General features: G+C 66.1%; 22 protein-coding genes. 12 read left to right on the top strand and 10 right to left on the bottom strand.

The features are described 5' to 3' along the window. Window positions 1-56 precede the first annotated feature (56 nt). From Q362_RS0105835 to Q362_RS0105825, 3 genes are read left to right on the top strand one after another with little or no spacing between them, the layout of a single operon-like run. Window positions 57-1,055 (top strand): hypothetical protein, encoded by a 999-nt coding sequence (locus Q362_RS0105835; protein ID WP_157469912.1) that lies wholly within the window; start codon window positions 57-59, stop codon window positions 1,053-1,055. Next, a complete protein-coding gene (locus tag Q362_RS0105830; protein WP_028317923.1) occupies window positions 1,052-2,848 on the top strand; it encodes an ABC transporter ATP-binding protein in 1,797 nt (598 codons plus the stop codon). Before Q362_RS0105835 ends, Q362_RS0105830 begins: the two co-directional genes overlap by 4 nt. After that, window positions 2,841-4,631, top strand: a complete 1,791-nt coding sequence (locus Q362_RS0105825; protein WP_028317922.1) for an ABC transporter ATP-binding protein — start codon at window positions 2,841-2,843, stop codon at window positions 4,629-4,631. Before Q362_RS0105830 ends, Q362_RS0105825 begins: the two co-directional genes overlap by 8 nt. A gap of 91 nt (window positions 4,632-4,722) precedes the next feature. Here Q362_RS0105825 and Q362_RS0105820 read toward each other — a convergent pair whose 3' ends face one another. The 7 genes from Q362_RS0105820 to Q362_RS0105790 all read right to left on the bottom strand — a co-directional run bounded on the left by Q362_RS0105820 (window position 4,723) and on the right by Q362_RS0105790 (window position 10,294). Beyond that, complete coding sequence (locus Q362_RS0105820) at window positions 4,723-5,538, bottom strand: transporter substrate-binding domain-containing protein (RefSeq protein ID WP_028317921.1); 816 nt, start codon at window positions 5,536-5,538, stop codon at window positions 4,723-4,725. Window positions 5,539-5,634: 96 nt separating this feature from the next. Next, window positions 5,635-6,258: a PqiC family protein gene (locus Q362_RS0105815; RefSeq protein ID WP_028317920.1), complete on the bottom strand. Its 624-nt coding sequence runs from the start codon at window positions 6,256-6,258 to the stop codon at window positions 5,635-5,637. Further along, window positions 6,255-7,265 carry an MlaD family protein gene (locus tag Q362_RS0105810; RefSeq protein ID WP_028317919.1) on the bottom strand — a complete coding sequence of 337 codons (1,011 nt, stop codon included), beginning with the start codon at window positions 7,263-7,265 and terminating at the stop codon, window positions 6,255-6,257. Before Q362_RS0105810 ends, Q362_RS0105815 begins: the two co-directional genes overlap by 4 nt. Further along, a complete protein-coding gene (locus Q362_RS0105805) occupies window positions 7,262-8,038 on the bottom strand; it encodes an ABC transporter ATP-binding protein (RefSeq protein WP_028317918.1) in 777 nt (258 codons plus the stop codon). Before Q362_RS0105805 ends, Q362_RS0105810 begins: the two co-directional genes overlap by 4 nt. Before the next feature lie 9 nt (window positions 8,039-8,047). After that, window positions 8,048-9,163, bottom strand: coding sequence for an MlaE family ABC transporter permease (locus Q362_RS0105800; RefSeq protein WP_028317917.1), 1,116 nt, complete (start codon window positions 9,161-9,163; stop codon window positions 8,048-8,050). Between the two features lie 46 nt (window positions 9,164-9,209). Continuing rightward, a complete protein-coding gene (locus tag Q362_RS0105795; RefSeq protein WP_028317916.1) occupies window positions 9,210-9,914 on the bottom strand; it encodes a lipid-binding SYLF domain-containing protein in 705 nt (234 codons plus the stop codon). A gap of 221 nt (window positions 9,915-10,135) precedes the next feature. Then, a complete protein-coding gene (locus Q362_RS0105790) occupies window positions 10,136-10,294 on the bottom strand; it encodes a rubredoxin (protein WP_028317915.1) in 159 nt (52 codons plus the stop codon). Between the two features lie 357 nt (window positions 10,295-10,651). Between Q362_RS0105790 and rplU the strand changes: the two genes are divergently transcribed. The 9 genes from rplU (at window position 10,652) to Q362_RS0105740 (ending at window position 21,964) form a co-directional block, all read left to right on the top strand. Then, a complete protein-coding gene (gene rplU, locus Q362_RS0105780) occupies window positions 10,652-10,963 on the top strand; it encodes a 50S ribosomal protein L21 (RefSeq protein WP_028317914.1) in 312 nt (103 codons plus the stop codon). A gap of 27 nt (window positions 10,964-10,990) precedes the next feature. After that, a complete protein-coding gene (rpmA, locus tag Q362_RS0105775) occupies window positions 10,991-11,254 on the top strand; it encodes a 50S ribosomal protein L27 (RefSeq protein ID WP_028317913.1) in 264 nt (87 codons plus the stop codon). A gap of 130 nt (window positions 11,255-11,384) precedes the next feature. Continuing rightward, entirely contained in the window at window positions 11,385-12,413 is a 1,029-nt protein-coding gene (obgE, locus tag Q362_RS19335; RefSeq protein ID WP_051553741.1) for a GTPase ObgE, read from the top strand. Further along, entirely contained in the window at window positions 12,394-13,569 is a 1,176-nt protein-coding gene (proB, locus tag Q362_RS0105765; protein ID WP_028317912.1) for a glutamate 5-kinase, read from the top strand. Before obgE ends, proB begins: the two co-directional genes overlap by 20 nt. 93 nt (window positions 13,570-13,662) lie before the next feature. Beyond that, on the top strand, window positions 13,663-14,931 hold the full coding sequence (locus tag Q362_RS0105760) for a glutamate-5-semialdehyde dehydrogenase (protein WP_028317911.1): 1,269 nt from the start codon (window positions 13,663-13,665) through the stop codon (window positions 14,929-14,931). Window positions 14,932-14,934: 3 nt separating this feature from the next. Then, window positions 14,935-15,612: a nicotinate (nicotinamide) nucleotide adenylyltransferase gene (nadD, locus tag Q362_RS0105755; protein ID WP_028317910.1), complete on the top strand. Its 678-nt coding sequence runs from the start codon at window positions 14,935-14,937 to the stop codon at window positions 15,610-15,612. Further along, entirely contained in the window at window positions 15,609-18,896 is a 3,288-nt protein-coding gene (locus tag Q362_RS0105750; RefSeq protein ID WP_028317909.1) for a UvrD-helicase domain-containing protein, read from the top strand. Before nadD ends, Q362_RS0105750 begins: the two co-directional genes overlap by 4 nt. Before the next feature lie 3 nt (window positions 18,897-18,899). After that, entirely contained in the window at window positions 18,900-20,591 is a 1,692-nt protein-coding gene (locus tag Q362_RS19330; RefSeq protein ID WP_051553739.1) for an ATP-binding protein, read from the top strand. A 68-nt stretch (window positions 20,592-20,659) separates the two neighbouring features. Next, complete coding sequence (locus tag Q362_RS0105740; protein ID WP_084312343.1) at window positions 20,660-21,964, top strand: two-component system response regulator; 1,305 nt, start codon at window positions 20,660-20,662, stop codon at window positions 21,962-21,964. Window positions 21,965-21,966: 2 nt separating this feature from the next. Here the strand turns inward: Q362_RS0105740 and Q362_RS0105735 are convergent, their stop codons facing one another. The 3 genes from Q362_RS0105735 to lptF all read right to left on the bottom strand — a co-directional run bounded on the left by Q362_RS0105735 (window position 21,967) and on the right by lptF (window position 25,641). Then, on the bottom strand, window positions 21,967-22,422 hold the full coding sequence (locus Q362_RS0105735; protein WP_028317907.1) for a CBS domain-containing protein: 456 nt from the start codon (window positions 22,420-22,422) through the stop codon (window positions 21,967-21,969). 9 nt (window positions 22,423-22,431) lie between these two features. Next, a complete protein-coding gene (locus Q362_RS0105730; protein WP_028317906.1) occupies window positions 22,432-24,024 on the bottom strand; it encodes a bifunctional ADP-dependent NAD(P)H-hydrate dehydratase/NAD(P)H-hydrate epimerase in 1,593 nt (530 codons plus the stop codon). Window positions 24,025-24,174: 150 nt separating this feature from the next. Continuing rightward, window positions 24,175-25,641, bottom strand: coding sequence for an LPS export ABC transporter permease LptF (gene lptF, locus Q362_RS0105725; RefSeq protein WP_245590167.1), 1,467 nt, complete (start codon window positions 25,639-25,641; stop codon window positions 24,175-24,177). Window positions 25,642-25,672: the final 31 nt, after the last annotated feature.

Here is a 25,672-nt window from a genome sequence, read left to right as displayed (position 1 = left end):
AAGGAAACTGGGTATAGTCGTCGCTTTCGCTTCCCGTTTCATGCCTGTGAATCCGTATGTACCTAGCCCGTAAGGAAATCGGCCCCCGGCAGCATCAGTACGTGCTCCGGGAATCCTACCGCAGCGGCGATGTCCTCTGTTCCCGCGAAGTGGCCGAATTGGGCCCCGATCCCGGCCGCTGCATCGTGTACACCGGCGAATCCTCCTTCCATCTCGACGAGGATTTCCTCCGCCGCCTGCGCGAACGGGGGGTGACCACGCCGTATGCCGAGCTGGAGGATCTGTTCTTTCCTTTCGTCGATCCCTATATCAAGAACCGGCAGCAGCCCTTTCGCCAGCGGTACAGCTACCGCAACTGGCGGCCGGCGGACAAGGACCTGCTGGCGCGGGCCATGGCGGAGACGCAGGCCCTGGACCGGCGGCGCATCCATTTCCTGCGCCTGGGCCGGACCTCGGCCGAAACCGTGGACAAGACCCAGGCCATGTACATTGTGCTGCTCGACAAGAGCCGCGACGAGATCGAGCAGCTGATCCTGGAGCGGGAGGCGGCTCTGCTGCCCCGCGAATACCAGAGCTACCTGTTCACCATCTTCGACCTGCAGCGGTTTTTCCACGAGAGCTACGCCCGCTCCATTCCCCAGGCTCTCGACCGGGAACGGCTGGATGCGGTCTTTGTCGAGGAAATCTGCCGGCTGGCGGCGGACGAAACCTTCTGGCAAGGCTTTGCCCGCGATAGTCGCCTGCCCTATCCCCTGGTCCGCTATCTGATCATGTACTTCGATTCCCTGCCGGACGAGCCGGTGTCCTGGGCCAATTTCGGCCGTTCCCGCCGTTTTCACCGGCGGCCGACCGTGGCCTCGAAAACCGTGTCCCGCAGCCAGGCCTTCGCCATCTTCGGGCTCGATGCCGAGCAACTGGCGGCCATGCGGAAACGGGACCTCACCCGTCTCTACCGGCAGAAGGCCCATGAACTGCACCCGGACAAGGGCGGCGATACCGAGCAGTTCATCCGCCTGACCGCAGCCTACGAAGAGCTGCTGCCCTCGCTGCGATGACCGCTCCCGTCGCCGGTACCGAAACCGGACAGGATGCCGCGGGGGGCGGCGAGGCTTCCCACGCCTCGCTGTTGCGCCTGCTCGCCCCCATCTTCCGCAGCCACTGGCCGCGCCTGCTGGTCGGTTTTCTCGCCCTGGTGGCCGTCGATTTCCTCCAGTTGCTCATCCCCCGCTTCGTCAAGTCGGCGGTGGACGGGCTGGCGGCGCAGACCGCCACCCCGGCCCGCCTGATCGAGCTGAGCCTGGCCGTGCTGGCCGTGGCCGTCATCGTGGCCGGGCTCCGCTTCGTCTGGCGCTACCTGATCATCGGCTTTTCCCGCATCCTGGAAAAGAAGCTGCGCGACCGATTGTTCAACCACGTGCTGCGCATGGACCAGCCCTTTTTCGAGCGCTGGACCATCGGCGATCTCATGGCCCACGCCAGCAACGACCTGGCCACCATCCAGATGGCCTGCGGCATGGGGCTGGTGGCGGCGGTGGATTCCCTGGTGATGTCCGCGGCCGCCCTGGGATTCATGCTGGCGATCAGCGTCAAGCTGACCCTGATCGCGCTGTTGCCCATGCCGCTGTTGATCGTCTGCACCCGCGTCCTTTCCGGCCGCCTCCATCACCGCTTCAACCTGGTCCAGGAGCAGTTCGCCCTGCTCACCGAGTTCGCCCGCGCCACCCTGGTCTCGGTGCGGCTGATCAAGGCCTACACCCTGGAGCGTTTCCAGGAGGAACGGTTCCGCAGCCTGGGCGCGGCCTACGTGCGGAGCAATCTCAAGGTGGCGGCCATCCAGGGGCTGCTCTTTCCCATCGCCACCCTGGTGGGCAATATCGGCATGCTGCTTCTGCTCTACTACGGCGGCATCCTGGTCATCGACGACCACATCACCATCGGCGCCTTCGTCGCCTTTGTCAGCTACCTCTACATGCTCATCTGGCCGATGATGGCCCTGGGCTGGGTGGCCAACCTCTCCCAGCGGGGCATCACCAGCCTGCGCCGCATCCATCGCCTGCTGGCGCAGCGGCCGGTGGTCGAGACCGGCCGAGCTGAAATACAGCCGCTGCCGGCCGCCGTGCCGACTGTCTATGCCTGCCGAAAGCTCACCTTCACCTACCCATCGGGCAATCGGCCGGCGCTCGCCGGGCTCGACCTAGACATCGGCCCGGGCCTGGTGGGCATGACCGGCCGCACCGGCTCGGGCAAATCCACCCTGTGCAAGCTGCTGCTCCGCATGTACCCGGTGGCCGACGGCATGCTCTTTTTCCGGGGCGTCGACGTCAACCGCCTCGGCCAGGCCGCCATCCGCGACTGCATTGCCTATGTCGGCCAGGAACCGGTGGTGTTCGCCGATACCGTGGCCGCCAACATCGCCTTCGGCCGGCCGGAGGCGACCATGGCCGAGATCGAGGCCGCAGCTCAAGCCGCAGCCATCGACGCCGATATCCGGGGCTTTGCCGAAGGATATCGGGCGGTGATCGGCGAGCGGGGCGTGAAGCTCTCCGGCGGCCAGCGGCAGCGTTTGGCCCTGGCCAGGGCGCTGCTCTGCGACCGGCCGATGCTGATCATCGACGACGCCCTGTCCGCCATCGACGTCGAGACCGAGCAGCAGGTGCTGCGCGGCCTGCTCGACCATTTGCACGGCAAATCGGTTCTGCTCATCTCCCACCGGATCAACGTCCTGCGCCATGCCGACCGGATCGTCATCCTCGACGGCGGCCGCCTGGTCGACGAGGGCCGGCACGAGACCCTGCTCACCAATCCCCTGTACCGCGCCATGGCGGAGAAGCAGCAGAACCATGCATAACTTCGGCTATGCGGAAGAGGGGCATCCGGGCAGCATCGGCGACGCCCGGCTGTGGCGGCGGATCCTCGGCTACTGCCGCGGCCACGCCTGGGCCCTGGCCGGCGCCATCCTGCTGGCGCTGCTCATCACCGTGGCCTCCCTGGCCCTGCCCCGGCTGATGCAGATGGGTATCGACACGGCCATCGTTGCCGAAGGGATCAGCCGCCTGGAGCGCACCGCCGGGCTCGGCCGGATAGCGCTCTATTACGGCTTGCTGGTCGGCGTAGTCTTCCTGGCCACCTTCGTCCAGGTGGTGGTGCTGGAATGGATCGGCCAGTCGATCATGCACCGCCTGCGGCAGCATCTCTTCACCCACCTGCTCACTCTCGACCTCCACTATTTCCACGGCCAGCCCGCCGGCCGCCTGGTGACCCGGCTGACCAACGACATCGAGAACATGCACGAGATGTTCACCTCGGTGATGGTCACCCTGTTCAACGACGGCCTCAAGCTGGTGGGCATCTTCTGGTTTTTGTTCCTGATGAACGGCCGGCTGGCCCTGGCGATGGCCGTTTTCGTCCCCCTGGCCACGGTGAGCACCATGGTGTTCTCCCGCTTCGCCCGGGAGAAGTTCCGCGCCATCCGCGCGCAGCTGGCCCGGATCAACAGCTTTCTGGCCGAGTCCCTGGCCGGGGTGGCCGCGATCCAGTGTTTTGGCGGCCAGGAGCGGAGCAGCCGCGCCCACAGCGGCCTCACCCAGGAATACCTGGTGCGGACCTTCGGCCAGATCAAGGTATTCGGCCTGTTCATGCCCCTGACCGAGCTGATGAGTTCGGCCGCCATCGCCCTGATCATCTGGTACGGCGGCGGCGAGGTCATCCGCCGCCACCTGACCATCGGCGAACTCGCCGCCTTTGTCTCCTACATGCGCCTCTTTTTCCAGCCCTTACGCGAACTCTCCCAGAAGTATTCCATTGTGCAGGCGGCCATGGCCTCGGCCGAGCGCATCTTCCAGACCCTGGATACCCGTTCCGCCATGACGGCACCCGCCCTGCCGCCCGCCGCCGCGCCGGCTGCGGTCGCGGGCGCCATCGAGTTCAGGGGCGTGGTTTTCGGCTACGAACCGGGCCAGCCGATCCTGCACGGCATCGATCTGCGTATCCGGCCGGGCGAAACCGTGGCCCTGGTCGGGGCCACCGGCGCCGGCAAATCGACCCTGATCTCGCTCCTGGTCCGCTTCTACGATCCGGTGGCCGGGCAGGTGCTGCTCGACGGCGTCGATGTCCGCACGCTGCCCCTGCCCACCCTGCGGCAGCGGGTCGGCCTGATCATGCAGGATATTTTCATCCTGCCGGACACGGTGCGGGCCAACATCGTCCTCGACCAAGAACCGAACGAAGAGCGCCTGGCCGCCATCCTCGACCGGACCGGCCTGCGGGCCTTCATCGACCGGCTGCCCCGTGGTCTGGACACCCGCATCGGCGAGGGCGCCCTCAACCTCAGCCTGGGCGAGAAGCAGTTGCTTTCCTTTGTCCGGGCGCTGTACCGCGATCCGGCCATCCTGGTGCTCGACGAGGCCACCGCCTCCATCGACACCGAATCGGAGAACATGCTGGAGCAGGCGATCGCCGCCGGCTTCCGCGGCCGCACCTCGCTGGTGATCGCCCACCGGCTCTCCACCATTAGGCGGGTGGACCGGATCGTGGTCCTGGATCAGGGCCGGATCGTCGAGCAGGGCAGCCACGACGAACTGATGGCGCGGGAGAGCCTATACCGGGATCTGGTGCGGCTGGATGGGGAGTGAGGGGGGAGCGGTCGGGCAACTTCGCCGCTGAGACAATCCCGTTCGTCGGGATGCGGAGCCGGTCGCACTCCGGAAACAGGTTGGCGGGCCGCTAGTGTTTCGGGCTGTAGGCCGTGTTGCGGTAGAAGGGGATGGTCCGCTCCAGCATCTTCTGCAGGTCGCCGCTTCGATCGATGGCGGCCAGATAGTTGTTGGCCGCCTCGCGCAGGTCGTCGTCGTCGATCCGGACGGCCCAGGCCAGTTCCTCCCTGGTCAGGAGGATGTTGCCGGGCGTGAGCCCCTGGTCGATGTAAAGGGCGGCGTAGTAGTAGTTGGCGGGCTGGCTGAAGATGAAGACGTCGATGCTGCCCCTGATCAGGGCCTGCACTCCCTCCGGAGCCGTGGCGAAACGGTTGATCGCACCCTTGGGCCGCAGTCCCTTGAGCCAGGCGTCGGCGGTGCCCTCGGCGACCACGCCCAGCCGGATCGAAGGTTCGGTCAGGTGCCGGATGCCGTTGCCCAGCCGGTCGTAGTCGCTGAGCCGCACCAGGGTGGTCTGGCCCGAGGGCAGGTACGGGGCGGTGGTGGCGATTCTGTGTCGTTGCGCCTCGGCTACGGTCATCCCCGCCATGACGATGTCGATGTCCTTTGCCCGTAGGGCAGGGATCAGCTCATCCCTGGGCAGTTCCACCAGTTCCAGCCGCCGGTTCGTGAAACCGGCCAGCCCGGCGGCGAACATGGTTTCCAGCCCGGTGAGCGCGTTGTCCTTGGCATAGGCGAGCGGTGGAGCGTCGTTGACAATGCCCACCCTGAGGGTTTTGGCGGCCATGATCGCGCCGAACAGGTCCCTCGATTTGACGGCATCGGTGCAGCCGGTCAGCATGAGGACGGCCGCGAGCGGCAGCAGAAGTCGGAAGAAACGGGCCATATCGATCCTTGACGAGGCGGTGGGCGGTGTCGTTTTCGGTTGCTGGACGGGGTGTCGTTTCAACGGGCCGGGGCGATGCGCTGGCACGGCATGGACTTACCTGACTGCCGGTTGCGAGCGGTGGGCGGTCAGCAGGGCGGCCGCCGCCTCTTTGCTCAGATCGGCAATGGCCTGGGAGGCCTGGGCAACATAGCCGGAATAGTCCGGTTTGTCGATGGTCTGCGCCTGGCGGAAGGTTTTTCTGGTGAGGATGGTCTTGGCGACGCTGTCGCTGACCGTGTAGACGGCGACGGTGGCGAAGGTGCGGCCGTCGCCGCTGAACTCGTTCATTTCGACCTCCAGCTGATAACGGACGGCGCCGAAACGTGGTCCGGGATAGAGGCCGATGTTGTCGGTGGCGAGCAGGTCCTTGAGGGCGCCGACCATCTGCTGGCCGATCTGTTCGTCGAGGGGGCCGGCCCAGAGATGGGTGACCGAGGCACGGGTGGCGCCATCCGGCTGCTTATCGATCAGACCGCGTCCCTGCAGGTGCGGCGCCAGCCGGACCGGCATCAGCAGGATCATCCCGGAAAAACCGGAGAAATCCCGTGCCAGCGGTTGCTGGTGGACGGGGTGCAGGGTGTGGAGGGTGCTGGTGGTCGGCGTCAGGCAGGCGCTGAGCAGAAACGCGCAGAGCGCGGCCAGGCACAGGGAACGCGGGCAGAGACGGCGGCTGTTCATGGTGTGTCCTCGCGCTGGCCGAAGACCAGGGCATCTGGGTGCTGTTGGAGATAGTCGGTCAGTTGCCGGATCGAGACGGCGGTCCGCTCGATTTCCCGCAGGGAGGTCGTCACCTGGTAGGCAAAGATGGAATCTTTCGCGGTCAGCTGTTCGACGTTGTTCAGGGTCTTGGTGAGCGCCCCGGCCGTGGCGTTCAAGCCGGACAGCAGGTGCTTCAGTTCGGCGCTCGCCTCCGGCACCTCCCTGTCCGCGGTGCGGAGAAAGGTGGTGGCCGTGGCCGAGAGAGTGGCGAAATTGGCCAGCCCCGTTTTCAGCTCGGCGGCCAGGGCGGGAAACTCGGCGTCGGCGTGGGCGAGCAGGGCGTTGAGTCGCACCATGGTGGATTCCAGCGTCCCCAGCACATTGCGGGTTTCCTTGGAATTGACCAGGTTGTTGATGCCGTCGAGGGCCGTGGCGGTTTTGTTGAGAATCTCGGTGAGGGGCAGGCTTTCCAGCTTTTGGGTGATCTGTTCGAATCCGGAGGGCTGGGTGGGAATTTCGAGCAGGGATTCGTCCCTGCCGCGCAGGGTCGTTTGCGCATCCGGGAAAAAGGCGAGATCGATGTAGAGCTTGCTGGTCAGGAGGCTGGTGATCTTCAACTGGGCGCGCAGGCCCTGGCCGATCATCTGCTTGAGGATGACATTGAGTTCCTCCGGACTCCAGCTCTTTTTCTGCTCGCCCGACAGGTCGGGTTTTTGCTCGATGTCCAGATACACCGGGATGATGTAGTTGTTGTGTTCCTTGTCGAAATTGATCTGGACGGCGCTGACCCGGCCGATGGTCACCCCGCGGAAGGTCACCGGCGCGCCGGCGTCGAGGCCGTAGAGCGAGCCGGTGAAGTAGGCGACGCAGCGCAGCCGGTTCTCCTTGAACTTGATCTTGCCCAGGATGACGATCGCCGCCAGGGCCAGGGTCAGGGCGACCAGGACGAAGATGCCGACCAGGGTGGGATTGGCTTTCTTGCTCAAACCGTTCGAACCTCCCGTTGCCCGGTTCCCCGGGTGAGAAAATTGAGCACCGTGGGATTGGTGCATTCCCGCAGCAGGGTCTTGGGATCGCCGGTGGCCAGCATGGTCCTGGCCTCGCTGTCGAGGAACACCGAATTGGTGGCGATGGCGTAGATCGAGGCCAGTTCGTGGGTGACGATTACCACCGTGGCGCCCAGACTCTCCCGCAACTCCAGGATGAGCTGGTCGAGGTTGCGGGCGCTGATCGGATCGAGCCCGGCCGAGGGCTCGTCGAAGAAGAGAAAATCCGGGTCCAGGGCGATGGCCCGGGCGAGCGCCGCCCGCTTGCGCATGCCGCCGGACAGCTCGGACGGATAGAAGGCCTCGAAGCCGGCCAGCCCGACCAGCGACAGCTTGAAGGAGACCATCTCATCGATCACCGCCGGCGCCAGGTCGGTGTAATGCTGGAGCGGCAGGGCCACGTTTTCGGCCAGAGTCATCGAACTCCACAGGGCGCCGGACTGGTAGAGCACGCCGGCCCGGCGGATGATCGCCGCCCGGTCCTCGTCGGCCAGGTTCCAGAAATCGGCGTCGCCGTACCGGACCGAGCCTGCGGCGGGCTGCTTGAGGCCGATCATGTGCCTGAGCAGGGTGGATTTGCCGCAGCCCGAGCCGCCCATGATCACGAAAATATCGCCCCGGTTGATGGTGAAATCGAGGTCCCGCTGGAGCACGAAACTGCCGTAGGCCATGGTCAGCCCCGTGACGGTGATGGCGGGAACGTTGGTGCCCATGGCGGCGGTTCAGCGGTAGAGGAGGTAGGTGATGAACGAGTCCGACACCACGATCAGCACGATCGAGGTGACCACCGCCGAGGTGGTGGCCTCGCCCACGGCCAGGGCGCTGCGGCCGCACTGCATGCCGCGCAGGCAGCCGGCGAAGCCGATGAGCACGCCGAAGATGGACGCCTTGAGGATGCCCTGGCCGAACTGGCTGAGCTGGATCGTTTTCCGGGTCTGCTCCAGGTATTCGGTCAGGGAGAGGTCGAGCATGGTCACGCCGATCACCGAGCCGCCGAGAATGCCCATGATGTCGGCGTAGACGCAGAGCAGGGGCAGCATGAGCATCAGGGCCAGCATCCGGGGCAGCACGAGGAAGCCCACCGGCGAGATGCCCATGGTCCGCAGGGCGTCGATCTCCTCGTTGACCTGCATGGTGCCCAGCTGGGCCGCATAGGAGGCGCCGATGCGGCCGGCGATGATCACCCCGCTCATCAGGGCGCCCATTTCCAGGACCATGCCCAGGCCGACCAGGTTGGCCACGTAGATCTGGGCGCCGAACATCTGCAACTGCACCGCGCCCACGAAGGAGAGGATCACCCCCACCAGCACGGCGATCAGGGAGACGATGGGCAGGGAGTCGACGCCGCAGCTCTGGATGAAATACAGAAAATCACGGGCTTTGAACGGCTTCTTGCCGATGAGCAGAGCCAGCAGGGCCAGCAGGATTTCGCCGATGAAGGTGGCCACTTCCCGGGTCTGCCCGATCAGGGCCAGGGTGAGCCGGCCGACGCGGGTGGCCACAAATTCCCGTACCGGTGCGCTGTAGGTGGTCTGTTCGGGGACCGCTTCCGACAGCGTCAGCAGCCGCTGCACGCCGGGGGGCAGGCCGGTCCGGTCCACCTCGATGTGGTGCTGGTCGGCGGTTTCAAGGACGGCTTTCAGGAAAATCAGCAGCCGGGTGTCCCAGGCCGCGAGGGCATCGCAGGCAAAGCCGAGGCGCCGGACGGTCCCGTCGAGGGCGGCGAGCAGCTCGGCCGGCTCCGGAGGATGGGCGCGCAGGGTCCAGGAACCGCTCAATGCCACGGCGAGATCGCCCGGCTGCGGCCGCTGGAGGGTGAACGCCGGCGGCTGGTCCATGGGGCTTGGGGTCGGGCGAGGCTCCGTTTGCATCGGCACGACCCGATCATCTGCCGATCGGCTGGGCGTTGCGTCCCGGCTTGGGCAGGAGCTGGCGCAGGGTATCGGCCTGCGGGTTGCGCCATTTCCGGTTGATGAGGATGTCGAACACCTGCACCGGCTGGCCGTAGTACCGCGCGTTCCAGTCGTCCAGCGGGACAATGGCGGCACCCTCGAAGCTGGCCCCGCCGTAGGCCCCCTGGGAACGGCCGAAGGCGAGGATGTCGGCGGTCTGGACCTTGGCCGAGCCGCCGACCGGCCCCGCGGCGAGGGCCACGTCGGCGCCGAGCTTGTAGTCGGTCGAGAGCAGGGCGTTCAGGCCCCGGTCGGTCCTGATCAGCAGGATGATTTCCGAGGCATCGGCCCCGATTTGCAGGCCCAGGGAAACCGAGCCCATGCTGTAGAATGCCGGCGAACTCCACTCGGCGGTGGCGGGGTCCTGGGCGATGAGCAGGCCGCGCCCGCCCGAACCGCCGATGATGAAGCCGCCGCGCAGCATCTGCGGCACGATGAAGATTCCCCGGGCGCCACCGGCGTTGTTCCGGAACCACTCCATGTTGGGATCGGCCAGGAACCTCTTGTACACGGCGGCCGCCCGGTCCACCAGCTCGCCCGGTTCGCCGTAATCGTCGGCCCTGGCGGGGACGTGGAAGAACACTGCGGCGAGAACGGCGGCCAAGACGAGGAAAACGGAGCGGTAGGGAACGGACATGACGAAGACCTCAAGGGAAACAGGAACGCGTGTTTCTTCCTGCCGGAAGCATTGATGCTATTGTATCGATCTCCTTTGTACAAGAAAAAAATGGCCTGTGGGCGGGCCGATGCGAGGGGAGCGGTTCGAAACGGCCCGTGCCCGGACGGGGGCGGGAGAAGGGACGAGCACGGTGGCACGCCCGCAAACCGGCGGTATCGGCCGGTTTGCGGGGGAGAAACTCAATCGACGGCGTAAAAGTATTCCTTTTCCGCGCCGCACTTGGGGCAGACCCAGTCATCCGGCAGGTCGGCGAAGGCCGTGCCTGGCGCTACACCGTGTTCGTAATCGCCTTCAGCGGGATCGTAGACGTACCCGCAGGGGCATTCCATCTTCTGCATAGGGACTTCTCCTGAAAGTGAGGATTGACGGGTGCTTTCCGCCGTTTTTTGTCGTAAAAAACGGATATGGACAGCCATGTTATTGACGATACACTATAATTTTTTCCGGCCGGCGACAAGGAAAACCATGTTCGAGTCAGGAGGAATTCTCCTTGCGCGGGGCGGACCGCCGGTCGACAGGCACGCCTGTTCCGTCCGGGACAGAGGGAAAAAAAAAAACCCAGCGCCGCCGGGAAAAGGCCCGGAGATGAATATAACTCTTGACAAACTCCGGCGTCATCGAGTTAAATGCCGCGTTCTACGACTGATTATTTCCATTGCATGACGTTTTTGTTGAGGAAAGAGAGGAGGAGTCGCATGTATGCAATAATCCGCACCGGCGGCAAACAGTATCAGGTGGAGGCCGGCGATACCCTGCGCGTCGAGAAGCTGGAGGGCGAAGTGGGCGACACCGTGGAGTTGGCGGACGTTCTGCTGCTGGTCGACGGCGAGACGGTCAAGATCGGCCAGCCCGTGGTCGACGGCGCCAAGGTGGTGGCCAAGATCCTGGAGCAGGGGCGACATAAGAAGGTCATCGTTTTCAAGAAGAAGCGGCGGAAGGGCTATCAGGTCAAAAAAGGCCACCGGCAAATGTACACCGCCCTGAACATCGAGACGATTTCGGCATAAGCAACACGTACATCCGGAGGGCATACCATGGCACATAAGAAAGCGGGCGGCAGTTCACGCAACGGCCGCGACAGCGCCGGCCAGCGGCGCGGGGTCAAGCGGTTCGGCGGGCAGGTCGTCAAGGCCGGCAATATCCTGGTGCGGCAGCTGGGCACGGTCATCCATCCCGGCGCCAATGTCGGTTGCGGCCGCGATTACACCCTGTTCGCCAAGATCGACGGCACCGTCAAGTTCGAGGATTTCGGCAAGGATCGCAAGCGCGTTTCCGTCTATCCCATCGAGCAGGGCTGATCGTCTCCCGCCCGGGAGGCGAGGCGCGTCGCGCCGCAGCCCCCCCCCACAGTCTGTTGCAACCCGGCATCAACACATGATGATGCCGGGTTTTTTTCGTAGTGTCTTCCTTGCAGGTCGCGGATAGATCATGGGTTTTGTCGATGAAGCCAAATTTTTCGTCAAGGCGGGTGACGGCGGCAACGGCTGCGTCAGTTTCCGGCGGGAGAAATTTGTGCCCAAGGGCGGCCCCAACGGCGGCGACGGCGGCAACGGCGGCGACGTCATCCTGATCGCCGACCGCAACCTGGGCTCCCTGATCGATTTCCGCTACAAATCCCATTTCAAGGCCGAATCCGGCGCCGGTGGCCAGGGCAGCGACAAGCACGGCCGCGGCGGCAAGGATTGCGTGGTGCGGGTGCCGGTGGGCTCGGTGCTCAAGGACGCCGAAACCGGCGCGGTGCTGGTCGATCTGACCGCGCACGGCCAGACCTTCTGCGCCGCCGAGGGCGGCAGGGGCGGTTTGGGCAACGCCCGCTTCGCCACCTCCACCAACAGGGCGCCGCGCAAGGCCACGCCGGGACAGCCGGGCGAGGAGCGCTGGCTGTTGATCGAACTCAAGCTGCTGGCCGATGTCGGCCTGATCGGCCTGCCCAACGCCGGCAAGTCGACGCTCCTGTCCCGGCTGTCGGCGGCCAATCCCAAGATAGCCCCCTATCCCTTCACCACCCTGGAGCCGCAACTGGGGGTGCTTGCCTTCAAGTACATTGATCCCTGCATCATCGCCGACATTCCGGGGCTGATCGAGGGCGCGCACCAGGGCGTGGGCCTGGGGCACCAGTTCCTCCGCCATATCGAGCGGACCTCGATCCTGCTCCATCTCATCGATGTCTCCGGCGAGGAGAACCAACCCTACGAGGACTATCTGGTGCTGGCCCGGGAGTTGGCCGCCTACAAGCGGGAGCTGCTCGACCGACGCCATGTGATCGTCCTCAACAAGATCGACCTGATCGATGGCCAGCGGCTCGATCAGGTCAGGGCACAGTTTGCCGGCCTCGACCTGCCGCTGCTCGCCATCTCGGCGGCGGAGGGCGAGGGCCTGGAATCGTTGCGAGAGCTGCTCGGCGACCTGCTGGAGCGGCAGCGGGCGGAGGCGCGCCATGACCTTTCAGGTGAATAAGGAAGACGGGCTCTATTACCGTCAGACCCTCTTCGATCAGGCCAAAAGAGTGGTGATCAAGGTCGGCAGCGCCGTGCTCACCGGCGACAACGGTCTCGACGAGTCGATCGTCGCCAATATCGCCCGCCAGATTTCCTTTCTCCAGTCTACCGGCCGCGAGGTGATCCTGGTCAGTTCCGGGGCGGTGGCCGCCGGCCGCAAGCGGCTGGGCGTGGCCAGGACGCCGCACGAGGAACTCCGGGTCAAACAGGCCCTGGCCGCCACCGGGCAGGGATTGTTGATGCAGGCCTACGAACTGGCCTTCGCCGTCTTCCGGCAGCCGGTGGCCCAGGTGCTGCTGACCCACGCCGATTTGTCCAACCGGGGCCGCTATCTGAACGTCCGCAACACCATCCGCACCCTGTTCGAGTTCGGGGTGGTGCCGATCATCAACGAAAACGACACGGTCTCGGCCGAGGAGCTGCGCTTCTCCGACAACGACACCCTGGGCGCGCTCATGACCAACATGATCGGCGCCGACATGTTCATCATCCTCACCGATGTCGACTGCCTCTACACAGGTCATCCGGCGGAAGATCCCGATGCCCGGCCCATCTACACCGTGGCCGCCATCACCAGGGAGATCGAGCGCATGGCCGGCCATTCGGGCAGTGCGCTCGGCACCGGCGGCATGATGGCCAAGCTGCGCGCCGCCAAGATGGTGGCGGCCTGCGGCGGTTCGTCCTTCATCGGCCCCGGCCGGCACCCGGAGATCCTTCAGGCCCTGTTCAGCGGCGAACTGGTGGGCACCTTTTTCCTGCCCGGCAAGGGCACGCTCAACCGGCGCAAGCACTGGATCGCCTACGTGCTCAAACCGCAGGGGACTCTGGTGGTCGACGACGGCGCCCGCCGCGCCCTGGTCGAGCAGGGGCGGAGCCTGCTGCCCTCGGGCATCGTCGAGGTCCGGGGCAGCTTTGCCGTGGGCGCGCCGGTCCACTGTCTCGACCGCCGGGGCACGGTGATCGCCGCCGGGCTGAGCAATTACGGCGCGGCCGACATCGAGCGGATCAGGGGCCGCAAAACCGGAGAAATCGCCGCCATCCTCGGGACCAAGGACGCCGACGAGGTCATCCACCGCGACAACCTGGTGATCCTCGGCAGCGAGGGAGTGGTATAAAGCCGCTTTACAAGACCGGCGCTTCGCGTCATAGTGAACACGTTGCCCTGAAGACGGGGCGCACAATTGCAGACGACAGGAGGAGACGACCGCATGGAACGGGCACAGATCGAAGCAACAGTCCTGGACATGGTGAAAAAAGCCAAGGGCGCGGCCCGGAGTCTCAGCGCCATGCCGGCTGCCCTGAAAAACGCCATTCTGCTCGATATCGGTGAGGCCCTGATCGCGCAGCAGCCGTATATCCTCGCCGAAAATCTCAAGGACATGGCCGAAGGCGAAAAGAAAGGCTTGTCCGCCGCCATGCTCGACCGCCTGCGGCTCACCGAAAAGGGGATCAGGGACATGGTCCAGGGGTTGCGCGAGGTGGCCGCTCTGGAGGACCCGGTGGGCGAGGTGAACGAGATGCGCCGCCGGCCCAGCGGCATCGTCGTCGGCCGGATGCGGGTGCCCCTGGGCGTTATCCTGATGATCTACGAATCCCGGCCCAACGTCACCATCGACTCGGCGGCGCTGTGCCTGAAAGCCGGCAACGCGGTCATCCTCCGCGGCGGCTCCGAGGCCATCCATTCCAATCTGGCCCTGGCCAAGGTGTTGCAGGAGGTGCTGACCAAACACAAGGTCGACCCCGCCATCGTCCAGGTGCTGGGCTTCACCGACCGGGAAGGGATCGACGTCCTGCTCCTGCAGGAGGAATACATCGACCTGGTTATTCCGCGCGGCGGCGAGGGCCTGATCCGGGCGGTGACCGCGAAATCGCGCATCCCGGTGCTCAAGCATTACAAGGGCGTCTGCCACTGTTTCGTCGATGCCGATGCCGACCAGGACATGGCCATCCCCATCATCCTGAACGCCAAGGTGCAGCGGCCGGGCGTGTGCAACGCCCTCGAAGGGCTGCTGGTCCACCGGGAGATCGCCGAGGAGTTCCTGCCCAAGGTGGCGCAGGCCCTGAACAAGGAGGGGGTGCGCCTGCTCGGCTGCCGTTCCAGCTGCCTGATCTGCGACGAGATGATCGAGCCGGCCGCGGACAGCGACTGGGGCACCGAGTTCCTCGACCTGGCCCTGGTGGTGAAGGTGGTGGCGGGTATCGACGAAGCCATGGACTATATCGACCGCTACGGCTCCAGACACACCGAGATCATCATCACCCGCTCCTACGAGCGCAGCCAGCGCTTCCTGCGCGAGGTCGACGCCTCGGCGGTGATGGTCAACGCCTCCACCCGGTTCAACGACGGCGGCCAGTTCGGGCTGGGCGCAGAGATCGGCATCTCCACCACCAAGCTGCACGCCTACGGTCCCATGGGCTTGAAGGAGTTGACCACGCAGAAGTTCATCGTCTACGGCGCCGGCGAAACCCGGACCTGACGCGTGGCCGCTCCGGACGGAGAACTGACGGTCGGGCTGTTCGGCGGGACCTTTGATCCCGTCCACCAGGGGCACCTCGATGTGGCGCTCCATGTGCTCGACCGCTGCCGGCTCGACCGGCTGCTGTTCATTCCGGCCCTGCTGCCGCCGCACAAGCGCCAGCCGGTGGCCTCCTTCGCCCACCGGACGGCGATGATCGAAGCGGCCCTGGCCGGTTGCCCCGATACCGGCGGCCGCCTCCGCTGTTCGCGCATCGAGGCGGAGCTGCCGCCGCCCTCCTACACCGTCAACACGGTGCAGGCCCTGATGCGGGAAGGCCGCCACCGCTACAGCCTCATCATCGGCGCCGACTCGCTCCTTGATCTGCCCCACTGGCACCGGGTCGACGATCTCCTGGCCCTGGTCGACCTGATTGTGGTCAAGCGGGAGGCGATCGCCGCGGCCACCGTCGAGCGGGCGCTGGCCGCCCTGGCGCCGGCCTTTGCCCGCGATGCCGGCCGGGAACGATGGCTTGGTCGGGACGGCCGGACGGCGATCTACCTCGACGATATCGAGCTGCCGGTCTCCTCTTCGGCCATCCGCGAGGAGCTGGCCCGCGGCACGATGCCGGCCCTGCTGCCGCCGCCGGTTCTGGCCCACATCCGGCGCCACCACCTCTACGGCTGGAAGGAGTCCCCGTGAACTACATCGCCGATCTCCACATCCACAGCCACTATTCCCGGGCCACCAGCCAGGCCAGCAACCTGTACGGCCTGGCCGCCTGGGCCGCGGTCAAGGGTATCGGCGTGGTCGGCACCGGCGATTTCACCCACCCCGGCTGGTTCGCCCATCTGCACGACTGCCTGGAGGAGGCCGAACCGGGTTTCTTCCGCCTTAAGGCTGAACCGGGTGGGGCGCTTGCCGGCCTGCTGCCGCCGGGCATCCGGCCGGCGGTGCCGCTCACCGCCATCCGCTTCCTGCTCAGCGCCGAAATCAGTTCCATCTACAAACGGGGCGGCAAGGTGCGCAAGGTGCACAACCTGCTCTACGTGCCGGATTTCGATGCCGCCCGCCGCCTCAACGCCACCCTGGCCACCCTGGGCAACATCGCCGCCGACGGCCGGCCGATCCTCGGCCTCGATTCCCGCGATCTGCTCGAAATCCTGCTGAAAAAGGCGCCCGAGGGCTTCCTCGTCCCGGCCCATGTCTGGACCCCCTGGTTTTCGCTTTTCGGCTCGAAATCGGGCTTCGACTCGATCGAGGAATGCTTCGGCGATCTCAGCCCCCACGTGTTCGCCCTGGAAACCGGCCTGTCCTCGGACCCGGAGATGAACCGGCTGATCTCGGCCCTGGACCGGTTCACCCTCATCTCCAATTCGGACTGCCATTCGCCGGCCAAACTGGGCCGCGAGGCCAACCTGTTCGCCACCGGCTTCGATTACTTTTCCCTGCGCGAGGCCCTGCGGGCGCCGGTCGACGAGGCGGGGCAGCAGGTCTTCGCCGCCACGGTCGAGTTCTATCCCGAGGAGGGCAAGTACCACTGCGACGGCCACCGCAAATGCCAGGTCTGCCTGGAGCCCCGCGAGACCCGCGCGGCCGGGGGGCTCTGCCCGGTCTGCGGCAAGCCCCTGACCATCGGCGTGCTCCACCGGGTGATGGAACTGGCCGACCGGGAGCGGCCGGTGCTGCCGCCGGGTAGTCCGGGAGTGCACAGCCTCATCCCCCTGCAGGAGGTCGTGGCCGAACTGCTCGATTGCGGCCCGACGAGCAAAAAGGTGATGGAGGGGTATGTCCGGCTGATCAACACCTTCGGCTCCGAGTTCGGCCTGCTGCTCGACACGCCGGTGGAGGCGATCCGGGCCAGGGGATTTTCGCTGCTGGCCGAGGCGATCGAGCGGATGCGGTCCAACCGGGTGATTCGCCGGCCCGGCTACGACGGCGAGTTTGGGGTGATCACCGTCTTTTCCGAAGGCGAACGCGCCGAGCTCTGCGGCCAAGCCAGCCTGTTCGGTGCGGCTGCCGGGCCGGCGCGCACGGCGGCCAGAAAACGCGAACGGCTGGAGTCGCGCCCGGAGAAAACGGACCCGGCAGCAGGGCCGGCCATCAGGGAACTGAACGGCGAGCAGCAGGGGGCGGTGGCCAGTACGGCCGCGCTGATCCTGGTCCAGGCCGGACCGGGCACCGGCAAGACCCACACCCTGGTGAGCCGGGTGCGGCGGTTGGCCGCACAGGCGGACCGACCCAACACGGTGATCACCTTCACCAACAAGGCGGCGGACGAAGTCCGGGAGCGGTTGCGGGATGCGGCAACGGCAAGCGCACCGGTGATTGTGGCCACCTTCCACGGCTATTGCCTGGCCCAGTTGCGGCGTTTCACCCCCAATCTCCAGGTGGCGGGGCCGGAGGAACGGGCCGCCCTGATCGAGGAGTTGTTTCCCGGATGGAGCGCCGGCGAGCGGGATGGTTTTTCCCGCGCCTTGAGCGAGCTGTTCCGTCGATCCGAAGCCGGGGACCAGTCCGTCGAAACCCGCCGCTATCTCGCCGCCCTGACGGAACGCTTTCTGATCGACATCGAGGCGGTGGTGCCGCGCACCGTGGAACTGCTGCGCCGGGACGGTGCGGAAGCCGCCGCCATCCGGGCCGCCACCGGTCATCTCCTGGTCGACGAATTCCAGGATGTCAACGCGGCCCAGTACGCCCTGGTCGCCCTCCTGGCGCAGACCTCGACCGTGTTCGCCATCGGCGACCCGGATCAGGCGATCTACGGGTTCCGCGGGTCCGATCCGCAGTGGTTTTACACGTTTATCCGCGAGATGCACCCCGAGGTGCACCACCTGATCCGCAACTACCGCAGCGCCCCGGTCATCGTCGGCGCCGCCGAACAACTGATCGGCCACAATCCCCATCCGCTGCCGCCCGCGGCGATGCAGCCCCTCTCCTCCCGCCAGGGGACCGTCCATCGCCAGGAATGCGCCACACCCGAAGGCGAGGCCCGGTTCATCGCCGAGCAGATCGAGATCCGCCTGGGCGGCACTTCGCACCGCAGCCTTGAGCGGTTCGATCACACCGGCGGCGGCGCGGTCGGCCTGCGCGACATCGGCGTGCTCTACCGCACCGGCCGCCAGGCCGAGGCCATCGGCAGGGCGCTCGCCGAACGGGGCCTTCCCTTCCAACTGGTCGATCTCGAAGCCTATTACACCAAGGGGGACTGCCGCCTGCTCTACCATTGGCTGCTTTTGCTGGCCGGCCGGGCCGAACCGGACCAACTGCTGGCGCTGGTGCGAAAGGAACAGGGCATCGGCGACCAGGCCCTGCGGCTGGTGCGCGCCTTTCTCCGGCAAACGGTGCGGGAGCAGGGGAACGGGCTTGCCGCCATGCCGCTTCTGGGCGGCCCCATCGACGCGGTGCTCGAACCGTTCCGCCAGGTGCTGGCGCAGTTGCGCGCCCTGGCGGCCACCGAACCGGTGGCGGCCGTTATCGACGCGCTCCTTGCCCGGTACCGGCTCGATCCGGCCCAGCCGGACCTGAAGCGGCTGCGCGAACTGGCCCTGACCTTTGACCGCTCGCTCACCGATTGCGCCGCCCATCTGCACCGCTTCAGCGACTCCGTGCTCTACGATCCGCGCGCCGAGGCGGTGACCCTGTCCACCCTCCACGCAGCCAAGGGCCTTGAGTTTCCGGTGGTGTTCATCGCCGGCTGCGAGGAGGGGCTGCTGCCGCTTACGCCGCACGCCGCAGCGCCGCCGGAGACGCACCCGCGCCATGTGGAAGAAGAACGGCGGCTTTTCTACGTGGGCATCACCAGGGCCATCGCCACCCTGGTGCTCACCTTGTGCCGGTCGCGCGCCCTGTACGGGGGCCCGGCCGAGCCCCGTGAGCCGTCCCGGTTTCTGGACGAACTCCCGGCAGCCGTCTTCTCCCCGCTCCCCCAGTCGCGGGCGCGCCGCCGCAAGCCCGCGATGCGCCAGCTCTCCCTGTTCTCCTGAGTCATGGAAAAGAGCGCCCCCGCACAGAACCGGATCGCCGAGCTCGAGGCCGAGGTCCAGCGACTGGAGCGGGAAAACCGTGCCTTGCGGCAACAGGCGCGGCAGGCCGATTCCGCCAACCAGGCCAAGTCCGATTTCCTGGCCATGATCAGCCACGAGATCCGCACCCCGATGAACGGCGTCATCGGCATCAGCGAGTTGTTGCTCGACACGGACCTGCAGCCTCGGCAAAAGCATTTCGCCCAACTGATCCGCACCTCGGCCTCCAGCCTGCTCACCCTGATCAACAATCTGCTCGATTTCAGCAGGATCGAGGCCGACAAGATGGCCCTGGACCTCGAACCCTTCGACCTGCGGGGCTTGCTCGAACAGTTGCTGTCGCTCTATCGGGTGACCGGCAGGCGCAAGGGCCTGACGGTCACCGCCGACATCGATCCCGGACTGGCGCCGTCCTACCAGGGCGACAGCTACCGCCTGCGCCAGGTGCTGGTCAACCTGCTCGGCAACGCGGTCAAGTTCACCGAGCAGGGCACGATCGCCCTGCGGGTGCGCCGGGAGGCGTCCGCCGGCGGGGAGGACCGGCTCCGGTTCGAGGTCGAGGATTCAGGGGTGGGGATACCGCACGAGTCGATCGACAAGCTGTTCCAACCGTTCAGCCAGGTGGACAGCTCCTCGACCCGCCGCTATGGCGGTAGCGGCCTGGGCCTTTCGATCTGCGCCCGGCTCCTCAAGCTGATGGGCGGCACCTTCGGCGTCGAGTCGGAGTACGGCCAGGGCGCCACCTTCTGGTTTGCCGTGCCGCTGCCGGCAATACGGCAACCACCCAGGACAGGAGCGGTGGCCGTGGCGGACGACGGGCCAACAGAGGCGCAGCCGGCACCGGAAGAGCCGGCTTCCCTGCCTGCCGCCGCTCCCGAGGGGCCGCACAACCTGCGCCTCATGATCGTTGACGACGAAGAAACCAACCGGGTGGTCATGGCGGAGACCTTCCGCCGCGCCGAGGTCGACATCGTCACGGCCTGCAACGGCCAGGAGGCCGTCGACCTCTGCCGTACCGGCCGGTTCGACCTGATTTTCATGGATTGCCAGATGCCGGTGCTCGACGGATTCACCGCCACCCGAACGATCCTGACGGAGGCGGAGCGGCAGCGGCGGCCGGTGCCGCCGGTGGTCGCCCTGACCGCCGATGCCACGGCGGCGGCGCACAAGCGGTGCCGGGAAGTGGGCATGGTGGATTATCTGATCAAGCCGCTGGACTTCAACAGGCTGCAGACGGTGCTCAGCCGCTGGCTGCCCGAACTGCGTTGCTCCATCGTGCCCGGAATGGCGGCAGCCGAGGACGGCGACCGGGCGGCACTGGGGCCGCCGGCCGTCAACGAGGCGGTCTTGCGGCGTCTGCGCGAAAATGTCGGCGACATCGTCCCGGTGATCGGCGTGTTTCTGCGGTCGCTCGACCGCCGCCTCGCCGAGCTGGAACAGGCGGTCGGTGCCAGGGATCTGGAGGCGATCAACAAGGTGGCACACACCATGAAGGGGAGCAGCAGCCAGTTCGGAGCCGAGGATCTGGCGCACCTCTGCCTGTTGGCGGAGCAGATGGGCAAGGGCGGCAACATGCAGCAGATCGACCGGATCCATGGCCAGATCGTCCGCGCCGTCGACCGGGTCAAACAATTTTTCGCTGAACGGCTTGATTAATAAGCCGTGATTCATAGAGTGGTTAAAAGAGGTTACGATATTTCCCCCTTTTCTTTCCGTTTGCGCTTATGACGGTATCCCTGCTCGCCGGTTCCACTCCGGTCATTCTGATAGTCGATGACGACGAAGTTCTCCGCATGCTCATGCGTCAGTTTCTCGAAGGCGAGGGCTATGCGGTGGTGGAGGCCGAAGATGGGCACGCGGCCCTGGAGAAGTTGGCTGAGCAGTCGTTCGACCTCGTGATTCTCGACATCGCCATGCCCGGCATCGACGGCCCGGGCGTGTGCGAGCACATCCGCTCCTCCATGACCGATCCGCCGCCGGTGCTGATGGTGACCGCCCTGGACGACGAAAAAAGCATCGAGCGCTCCTATGGCGCCGGGGCCGTCGACTATATCCGCAAGCCGTTGCGCTGGCCGGTGCTCAAGAACCGCATCCGCTACATCCTGGGATCGCACCGGGCCAAGCAGGAACTGGAACTCTTGTCCCGCAACTACGAGATGATCCTCGACGCCGCGGCTAACGGTATCTGCGGGGTCGACGACCAGGGGCTGATCAGCTACATCAACCCGGCCGCCCTGAAGATGCTGGGCTACACGAGCGAAGAGGTGAGGGGGCGTGACTGCCGGGCGGTGTTCAGGATCTCCCTGCCCGGCAGCGAGGAGTTTTCCGAGGATTGCTGTCCCTATTTCACCCGGCCGGACGTCAGGACCACCACCTGCTTCGACGAGGCCAGGATGCTGCGCAAGGATGGCACCAGCTTTCCGGTGGATTTCCGCTCCACCCCGATCCGCCAGGGACAGCGGCTGATCGGCGGGGTGCTGGTGTTCCAGGACGTGACCGAGCGGCAGGAGGCGGCCGAACTGATCCGCTACATGGCCAACCACGACCCGCTCACCAATCTGCCCAACCGCAACTACTTCCGCCGCCGGCTGCCCCAGGCCATCTCCCTGGCCCGGCGCTACGGCCGCATCCTCTGTCTGCTGTTCATCGATCTCGACCGGTTCAAGCCGATCAACGACCAGTTCGGCCACGGGGTCGGCGACATCGTCCTGATGCAGGTGGCCGAACGGCTGCGCAAGGCCCTGCGGACCTCGGACTCGGTATGCCGACTGGGGGGCGACGAGTTCGTCATTCTCCTGGAAAGCACCGAGGCCCTGGAGGGCGCTACCCTGGTGGCCCAGAAGGTGATCGAATCGCTCAACGAGCCCATCGATGCCGGCGACCACGTCTGTTTCATCGGCGCCAGCATCGGCATCTCGGTCTTTCCTCTCGACTGCCAGGATGCCGAGACCATGCTCCGCCACGCCGACATCGCCATGTACGAGGCCAAGAAGAAAGGCCGCAACTGCTGGCAGCTCTACACCGAATAGCGCTACATCCCCTGGGCGATGGTGCGGATGATGTCCGACTTGCCGATCACGCCCACCAACTGCCCCTCCGCCAGCACCGGCAGGGTGTGGATCTTCTTCTCGGCCATCAGAGTGGCCAGTTCGTCCAGTTCCGTGTCCGGGGTCACCGTGACCGGATTGCGGGTGCAGATGTCGCCGACCTTCGAGCCCGCCATCTTCTTCAGTTCCTGCTCCATCTTGCCCGGCCGTTCGAGGAAGACGAAGGCGTCGAGCAGGGCGAAGGCGGTGGGCAGGTGCACCTTCTTGTTCTGAAAGATCAGATCGCTTTCGGTGACCACGCCGATGAGCAGGCCGCTGTCGTCGACCACCGGCACGCCGCTGATGTTGCTGGTGAGCAGGAGCGCGGCCAGCTCCCGCACCGGGGCGCTTTCCCTGACCGTGATCACTTCGCGGGTCATGATATCCTTTGCTGTCAGCATAGATTCTCCTTAATGGGATTGGGGCCGCAGTGAGCCGATGACCTGCGGCAGGTGCCGTGCCACCTCGGTGGCGGTGTAGCCGTAGGGCCGGTCGGCGGCGATCCGGTCGGCGGCCAGGCCGTGGAGATGGGCCCCGAGGCAGGCGGCTTCCCAGGGATCGTGTCCCTGGACCAGCAGGCCGCCAATGATGCCGGCCAGCACGTCGCCCATGCCGCCGGTGGCCATGCCGGGATTGCCGGAACCGTTGATGGCCCAGTCGCCGCCGGCAGCGGCCACCACGGTTCCGGCGCCCTTGAGTACGGTGATCAGCGGCGGCCGTCCGACCGCGCCGTCGCCGCCCAGCCATTGGGCCGCCGCGAGCCGGTCGGCCTGGATCGCCTCGATCGAGGTGTCGAGCAGCCGGGCCATTTCGCCGGGATGGGGCGTGAAGATCCTCGCTCCGGCCGGATTGCGGAGAATGTCCGGATGACCGGCCAGGATGGCGAGGGCGTCGGCGTCGGCCACCATCGGTCCGGGGTAGGCATTGTAGAGGCGGAGCACCAGTTGTACCGTCGCCTCCTCGGTGCCGATGCCGGGGCCGAGCACGATGCCGTTTTTGCCGGTGCAGAGGGCCTCGATCCGCTGGTAGTCGTCGATGGACAGAAAACCCTGCGAAGCGGGCAGGGGGACCGACATGGTCTCGGCGATGGCAGTCTCGAAAATCGGGTTGAGATCGCCGGGCACGGCAAAGGTCACCAGGCCGGCGCCGCTGCGGAGAGCGCCGCGGCCGCAGAGCAGGGCCGCCCCGGTCTTGCCCGCGGAACCGGCCAGGATGAGCAGATGCCCGTTGACGCCCTTGTGCGCCGTGGCCGGGCGTGGTCGCAGGAGGTCGGCGAGTTCCCGGTCGAGCAGCGTTCCCTGCAGCCCCATCCGGGCGACCAGTTTGGCCGGGATGCCGATGTCGATGCAGGCCAGGCGGCCGACGTGGGCGCCGCCGTGGTGAAAATGGCCGGGTTTGGCCAAGCCGTAGGTCACGGTGAGATCGGCCGCCACCGCGCCGCCGAGCACGGCTCCGGTGTCGCTGTGCAGGCCCGAGGGCATGTCGACACTGACCACCGGCAGCCGGTGGCGATCCCGCAGGGCGTTCATGCAGGTGATCGTGTCCAGGAAGCCGCCGCTGATCTCGCGCTCGAGGCCGGTGCCGAACAGGGCGTCCACCAGGGAATGGATCGGGTGCATCCGGTTGAGGGTGAGGACGGTGTCCGCGAGGGTGAACAGTTTTTCCTGGTTGTCGAGCACCTGGTACGGCAGGCGCAGGCGCTGGTAGACGGCGAAGTTCTGGCCGGCGTCGCCGGTGAGCCGTTCCGGGGCGAGCGGAAAGAAGACAAAGGGAAATCCGCCCAGCCCGTGCACGGTGCGGGCGATCACCAGACCGTCGCCGCCGTTGTTGCCGGGGCCGGCGAAGACGCAAACCGTTTTGCCCGCCACCGGGCCGAAGGCCTGCTCCATCCGCTCGACCGTGCCCCGGCCGGCGTTTTCCATCAGGACCATGCCGGGGATGCCGATCTCCTCGATGGTCTGCCGATCAAGTTCGCGCATCTGCGCCGCCATTGCCAGTTGCATCGCTGCTCACCGCCTCCTTGGCCGGGAACCGCGCCTCGATCCCTGCCTCCGCATTGTCGGGTGAAAAACTCGTTGTCGCGACACCCTATTATATAAGCGCCCGCCTCCGAGGGCAACCGCCCGGTGGGGTGTATCGGTCAGACGGCCCGCTCAAGGGGCCGGCTCGTCGTGCTTCTCCGGCCTATCGCAGAAGGGGCAGGGGGAGAATCCCGCCTCGCGGGCGACCCGGACGTTCTTGAACTGGAGCCGGCATTCCGCGCGGTGGTAGTGGACGCACTCTGGCAGGTGATACAGGCCGGTGGTTCGGTCGGCGCGGATGGGAAGCCCGTCCGCGCCGCTCGCGGTACCGTCCGTGGTGGCCGGCGCCCGCGCTCCCCGTTTGACGAACACGGCGGCCAGACGGGCAAGCCGCCGCCAAACCGGCAGGACCAGACGGTCGTGCAACCCATGGAAGAAGCAGAGGACCCGGTCGGGCACCAGGGGCCGCTCCCGGTACACCCGCCGGAAGAGATACAGCGCCAGCAGGAAAAAGAGGGCATTCGGCAGCCACATGCCCGGCACCAGCGGCAGGATGTCGGCTTCGCTCATGGTCCGGCTGACGGTCAGGGTGATGTAGTAGCCCACGAAGACGAGCAGCCCCAGGGGAATGCCCACGGCACGCCGGCCCGGAGCGGCCTGGAGCCCCAGCGGCAGGCCGATCAGGCTGAGGATGAAGCAGCCCACCGGCAGCACCAGGCGATGGTGGTATTCGGACAGGTACATCCGGGCCGATCTGGCATCCGCCGGCTGTTTGGCCTTGGCCGCGGCGGCGAGCAGTTGCTCCTGGCTCATGGCGCCGCGGCTCTGGTTGGTGACGTCCTCCTTGCCGATCTGGGTCGGCGGCTGGAGGGAGATCTGCAACTGATACCTGCCGAAACGGATCACCTGGTTGTCCATGCCCTCATTGTTGTGCAGGGTGCCGTCGTTGAGGACGACCGTCACCAGCATCCGTTCCATGTCGGCTTCCAGGTGGCCGGATCGGGCCACGGTGATCAGCGGCTGGGTTCGGCCCCGCATGTCGGACACATAGACGCCGTGCCAGCGCTGCTCGTCGTCGATGTCGTCGACGTAGAGAACGATGTCGCCCAGGGCTTCGGTGAACTCCTTGGCCTTGAGCCCCTTGTCGATCTTCTCCTTGGCCAGTTCGAACATCAGCTGCTTGACGCCCAGGGCGCCGGCGGGGATCAGGCTGGCGGAAAAGAGACCGGTCAGGCCGGCGATGGCGGCGGCAATGACCACCACCGGCGGCAGCATGTGCTTGAGACTGACGCCGCAGGCCTTCAGGGCCAGGATCTCCCGGTCGTTGGTCAGGCGGGTAAAGCCGACGATCACCCCGGCCATGCTGGCCATGGGGATGATGTAGAGCAGCATGTGCGGAAAAATATAGGCGAACAGCCGGATGAAATCGGCCAGGCCGATGCGCAGGGCCAGGACGACTTCCAGCAGCGGAATGAGACGGACCAGGAAAAAGACGCAGTAGAGAATGAGGAAGCTGGCAAAAAAGGGCGCCAGCAGCTCGGTGGCGATATAGCTGTAAAGCAGGAGCGGCGGGCGCCAGCGGCGGTTGCCGCCGCTCATGCCCTCTTTTCCCGTGATCCCGGCCTGGCCT

This window comes from Desulfobulbus elongatus DSM 2908, assembly GCF_000621145.1.
In the GTDB taxonomy this organism is placed as follows: domain Bacteria; phylum Desulfobacterota; class Desulfobulbia; order Desulfobulbales; family Desulfobulbaceae; genus Desulfobulbus; species Desulfobulbus elongatus.
This window is presented reverse-complemented; position numbering and strand designations above follow the sequence as displayed.

Excerpts from the sequence above, each read along its gene's own strand:
- Q362_RS0105790 (WP_028317915.1), bottom strand. The coding sequence starts at position 10,294 with ATGCAGAAGATGGAATGCCCCTGCGGGTACGTCTACGATCCCGCTGAA.
- Q362_RS0105820 (WP_028317921.1), bottom strand. The coding sequence starts at position 5,538 with ATGGCCCGTTTCTTCCGACTTCTGCTGCCGCTCGCGGCCGTCCTCATG.
- Q362_RS0105815 (WP_028317920.1), bottom strand. The coding sequence starts at position 6,258 with ATGAACAGCCGCCGTCTCTGCCCGCGTTCCCTGTGCCTGGCCGCGCTC.
- Q362_RS0105735 (WP_028317907.1), bottom strand. The coding sequence starts at position 22,422 with ATGCTGACAGCAAAGGATATCATGACCCGCGAAGTGATCACGGTCAGG.
- Q362_RS0105760 (WP_028317911.1), top strand. The coding sequence starts at position 13,663 with ATGGAACGGGCACAGATCGAAGCAACAGTCCTGGACATGGTGAAAAAA.
- Q362_RS0105800 (WP_028317917.1), bottom strand. The coding sequence starts at position 9,163 with ATGGACCAGCCGCCGGCGTTCACCCTCCAGCGGCCGCAGCCGGGCGAT.
- proB (WP_028317912.1), top strand. The coding sequence starts at position 12,394 with ATGACCTTTCAGGTGAATAAGGAAGACGGGCTCTATTACCGTCAGACC.
- obgE (WP_051553741.1), top strand. The coding sequence starts at position 11,385 with ATGGGTTTTGTCGATGAAGCCAAATTTTTCGTCAAGGCGGGTGACGGC.
- Q362_RS19330 (WP_051553739.1), top strand. The coding sequence starts at position 18,900 with ATGGAAAAGAGCGCCCCCGCACAGAACCGGATCGCCGAGCTCGAGGCC.
- lptF (WP_245590167.1), bottom strand. The coding sequence starts at position 25,641 with ATGAGCGGCGGCAACCGCCGCTGGCGCCCGCCGCTCCTGCTTTACAGC.
- Q362_RS0105795 (WP_028317916.1), bottom strand. The coding sequence starts at position 9,914 with ATGTCCGTTCCCTACCGCTCCGTTTTCCTCGTCTTGGCCGCCGTTCTC.
- Q362_RS0105805 (WP_028317918.1), bottom strand. The coding sequence starts at position 8,038 with ATGGGCACCAACGTTCCCGCCATCACCGTCACGGGGCTGACCATGGCC.
- Q362_RS0105740 (WP_084312343.1), top strand. The coding sequence starts at position 20,660 with ATGACGGTATCCCTGCTCGCCGGTTCCACTCCGGTCATTCTGATAGTC.
- Q362_RS0105825 (WP_028317922.1), top strand. The coding sequence starts at position 2,841 with ATGCATAACTTCGGCTATGCGGAAGAGGGGCATCCGGGCAGCATCGGC.
- Q362_RS0105730 (WP_028317906.1), bottom strand. The coding sequence starts at position 24,024 with ATGCAACTGGCAATGGCGGCGCAGATGCGCGAACTTGATCGGCAGACC.
- rpmA (WP_028317913.1), top strand. The coding sequence starts at position 10,991 with ATGGCACATAAGAAAGCGGGCGGCAGTTCACGCAACGGCCGCGACAGC.
- Q362_RS0105835 (WP_157469912.1), top strand. The coding sequence starts at position 57 with ATGTACCTAGCCCGTAAGGAAATCGGCCCCCGGCAGCATCAGTACGTG.
- Q362_RS0105830 (WP_028317923.1), top strand. The coding sequence starts at position 1,052 with ATGACCGCTCCCGTCGCCGGTACCGAAACCGGACAGGATGCCGCGGGG.
- rplU (WP_028317914.1), top strand. The coding sequence starts at position 10,652 with ATGTATGCAATAATCCGCACCGGCGGCAAACAGTATCAGGTGGAGGCC.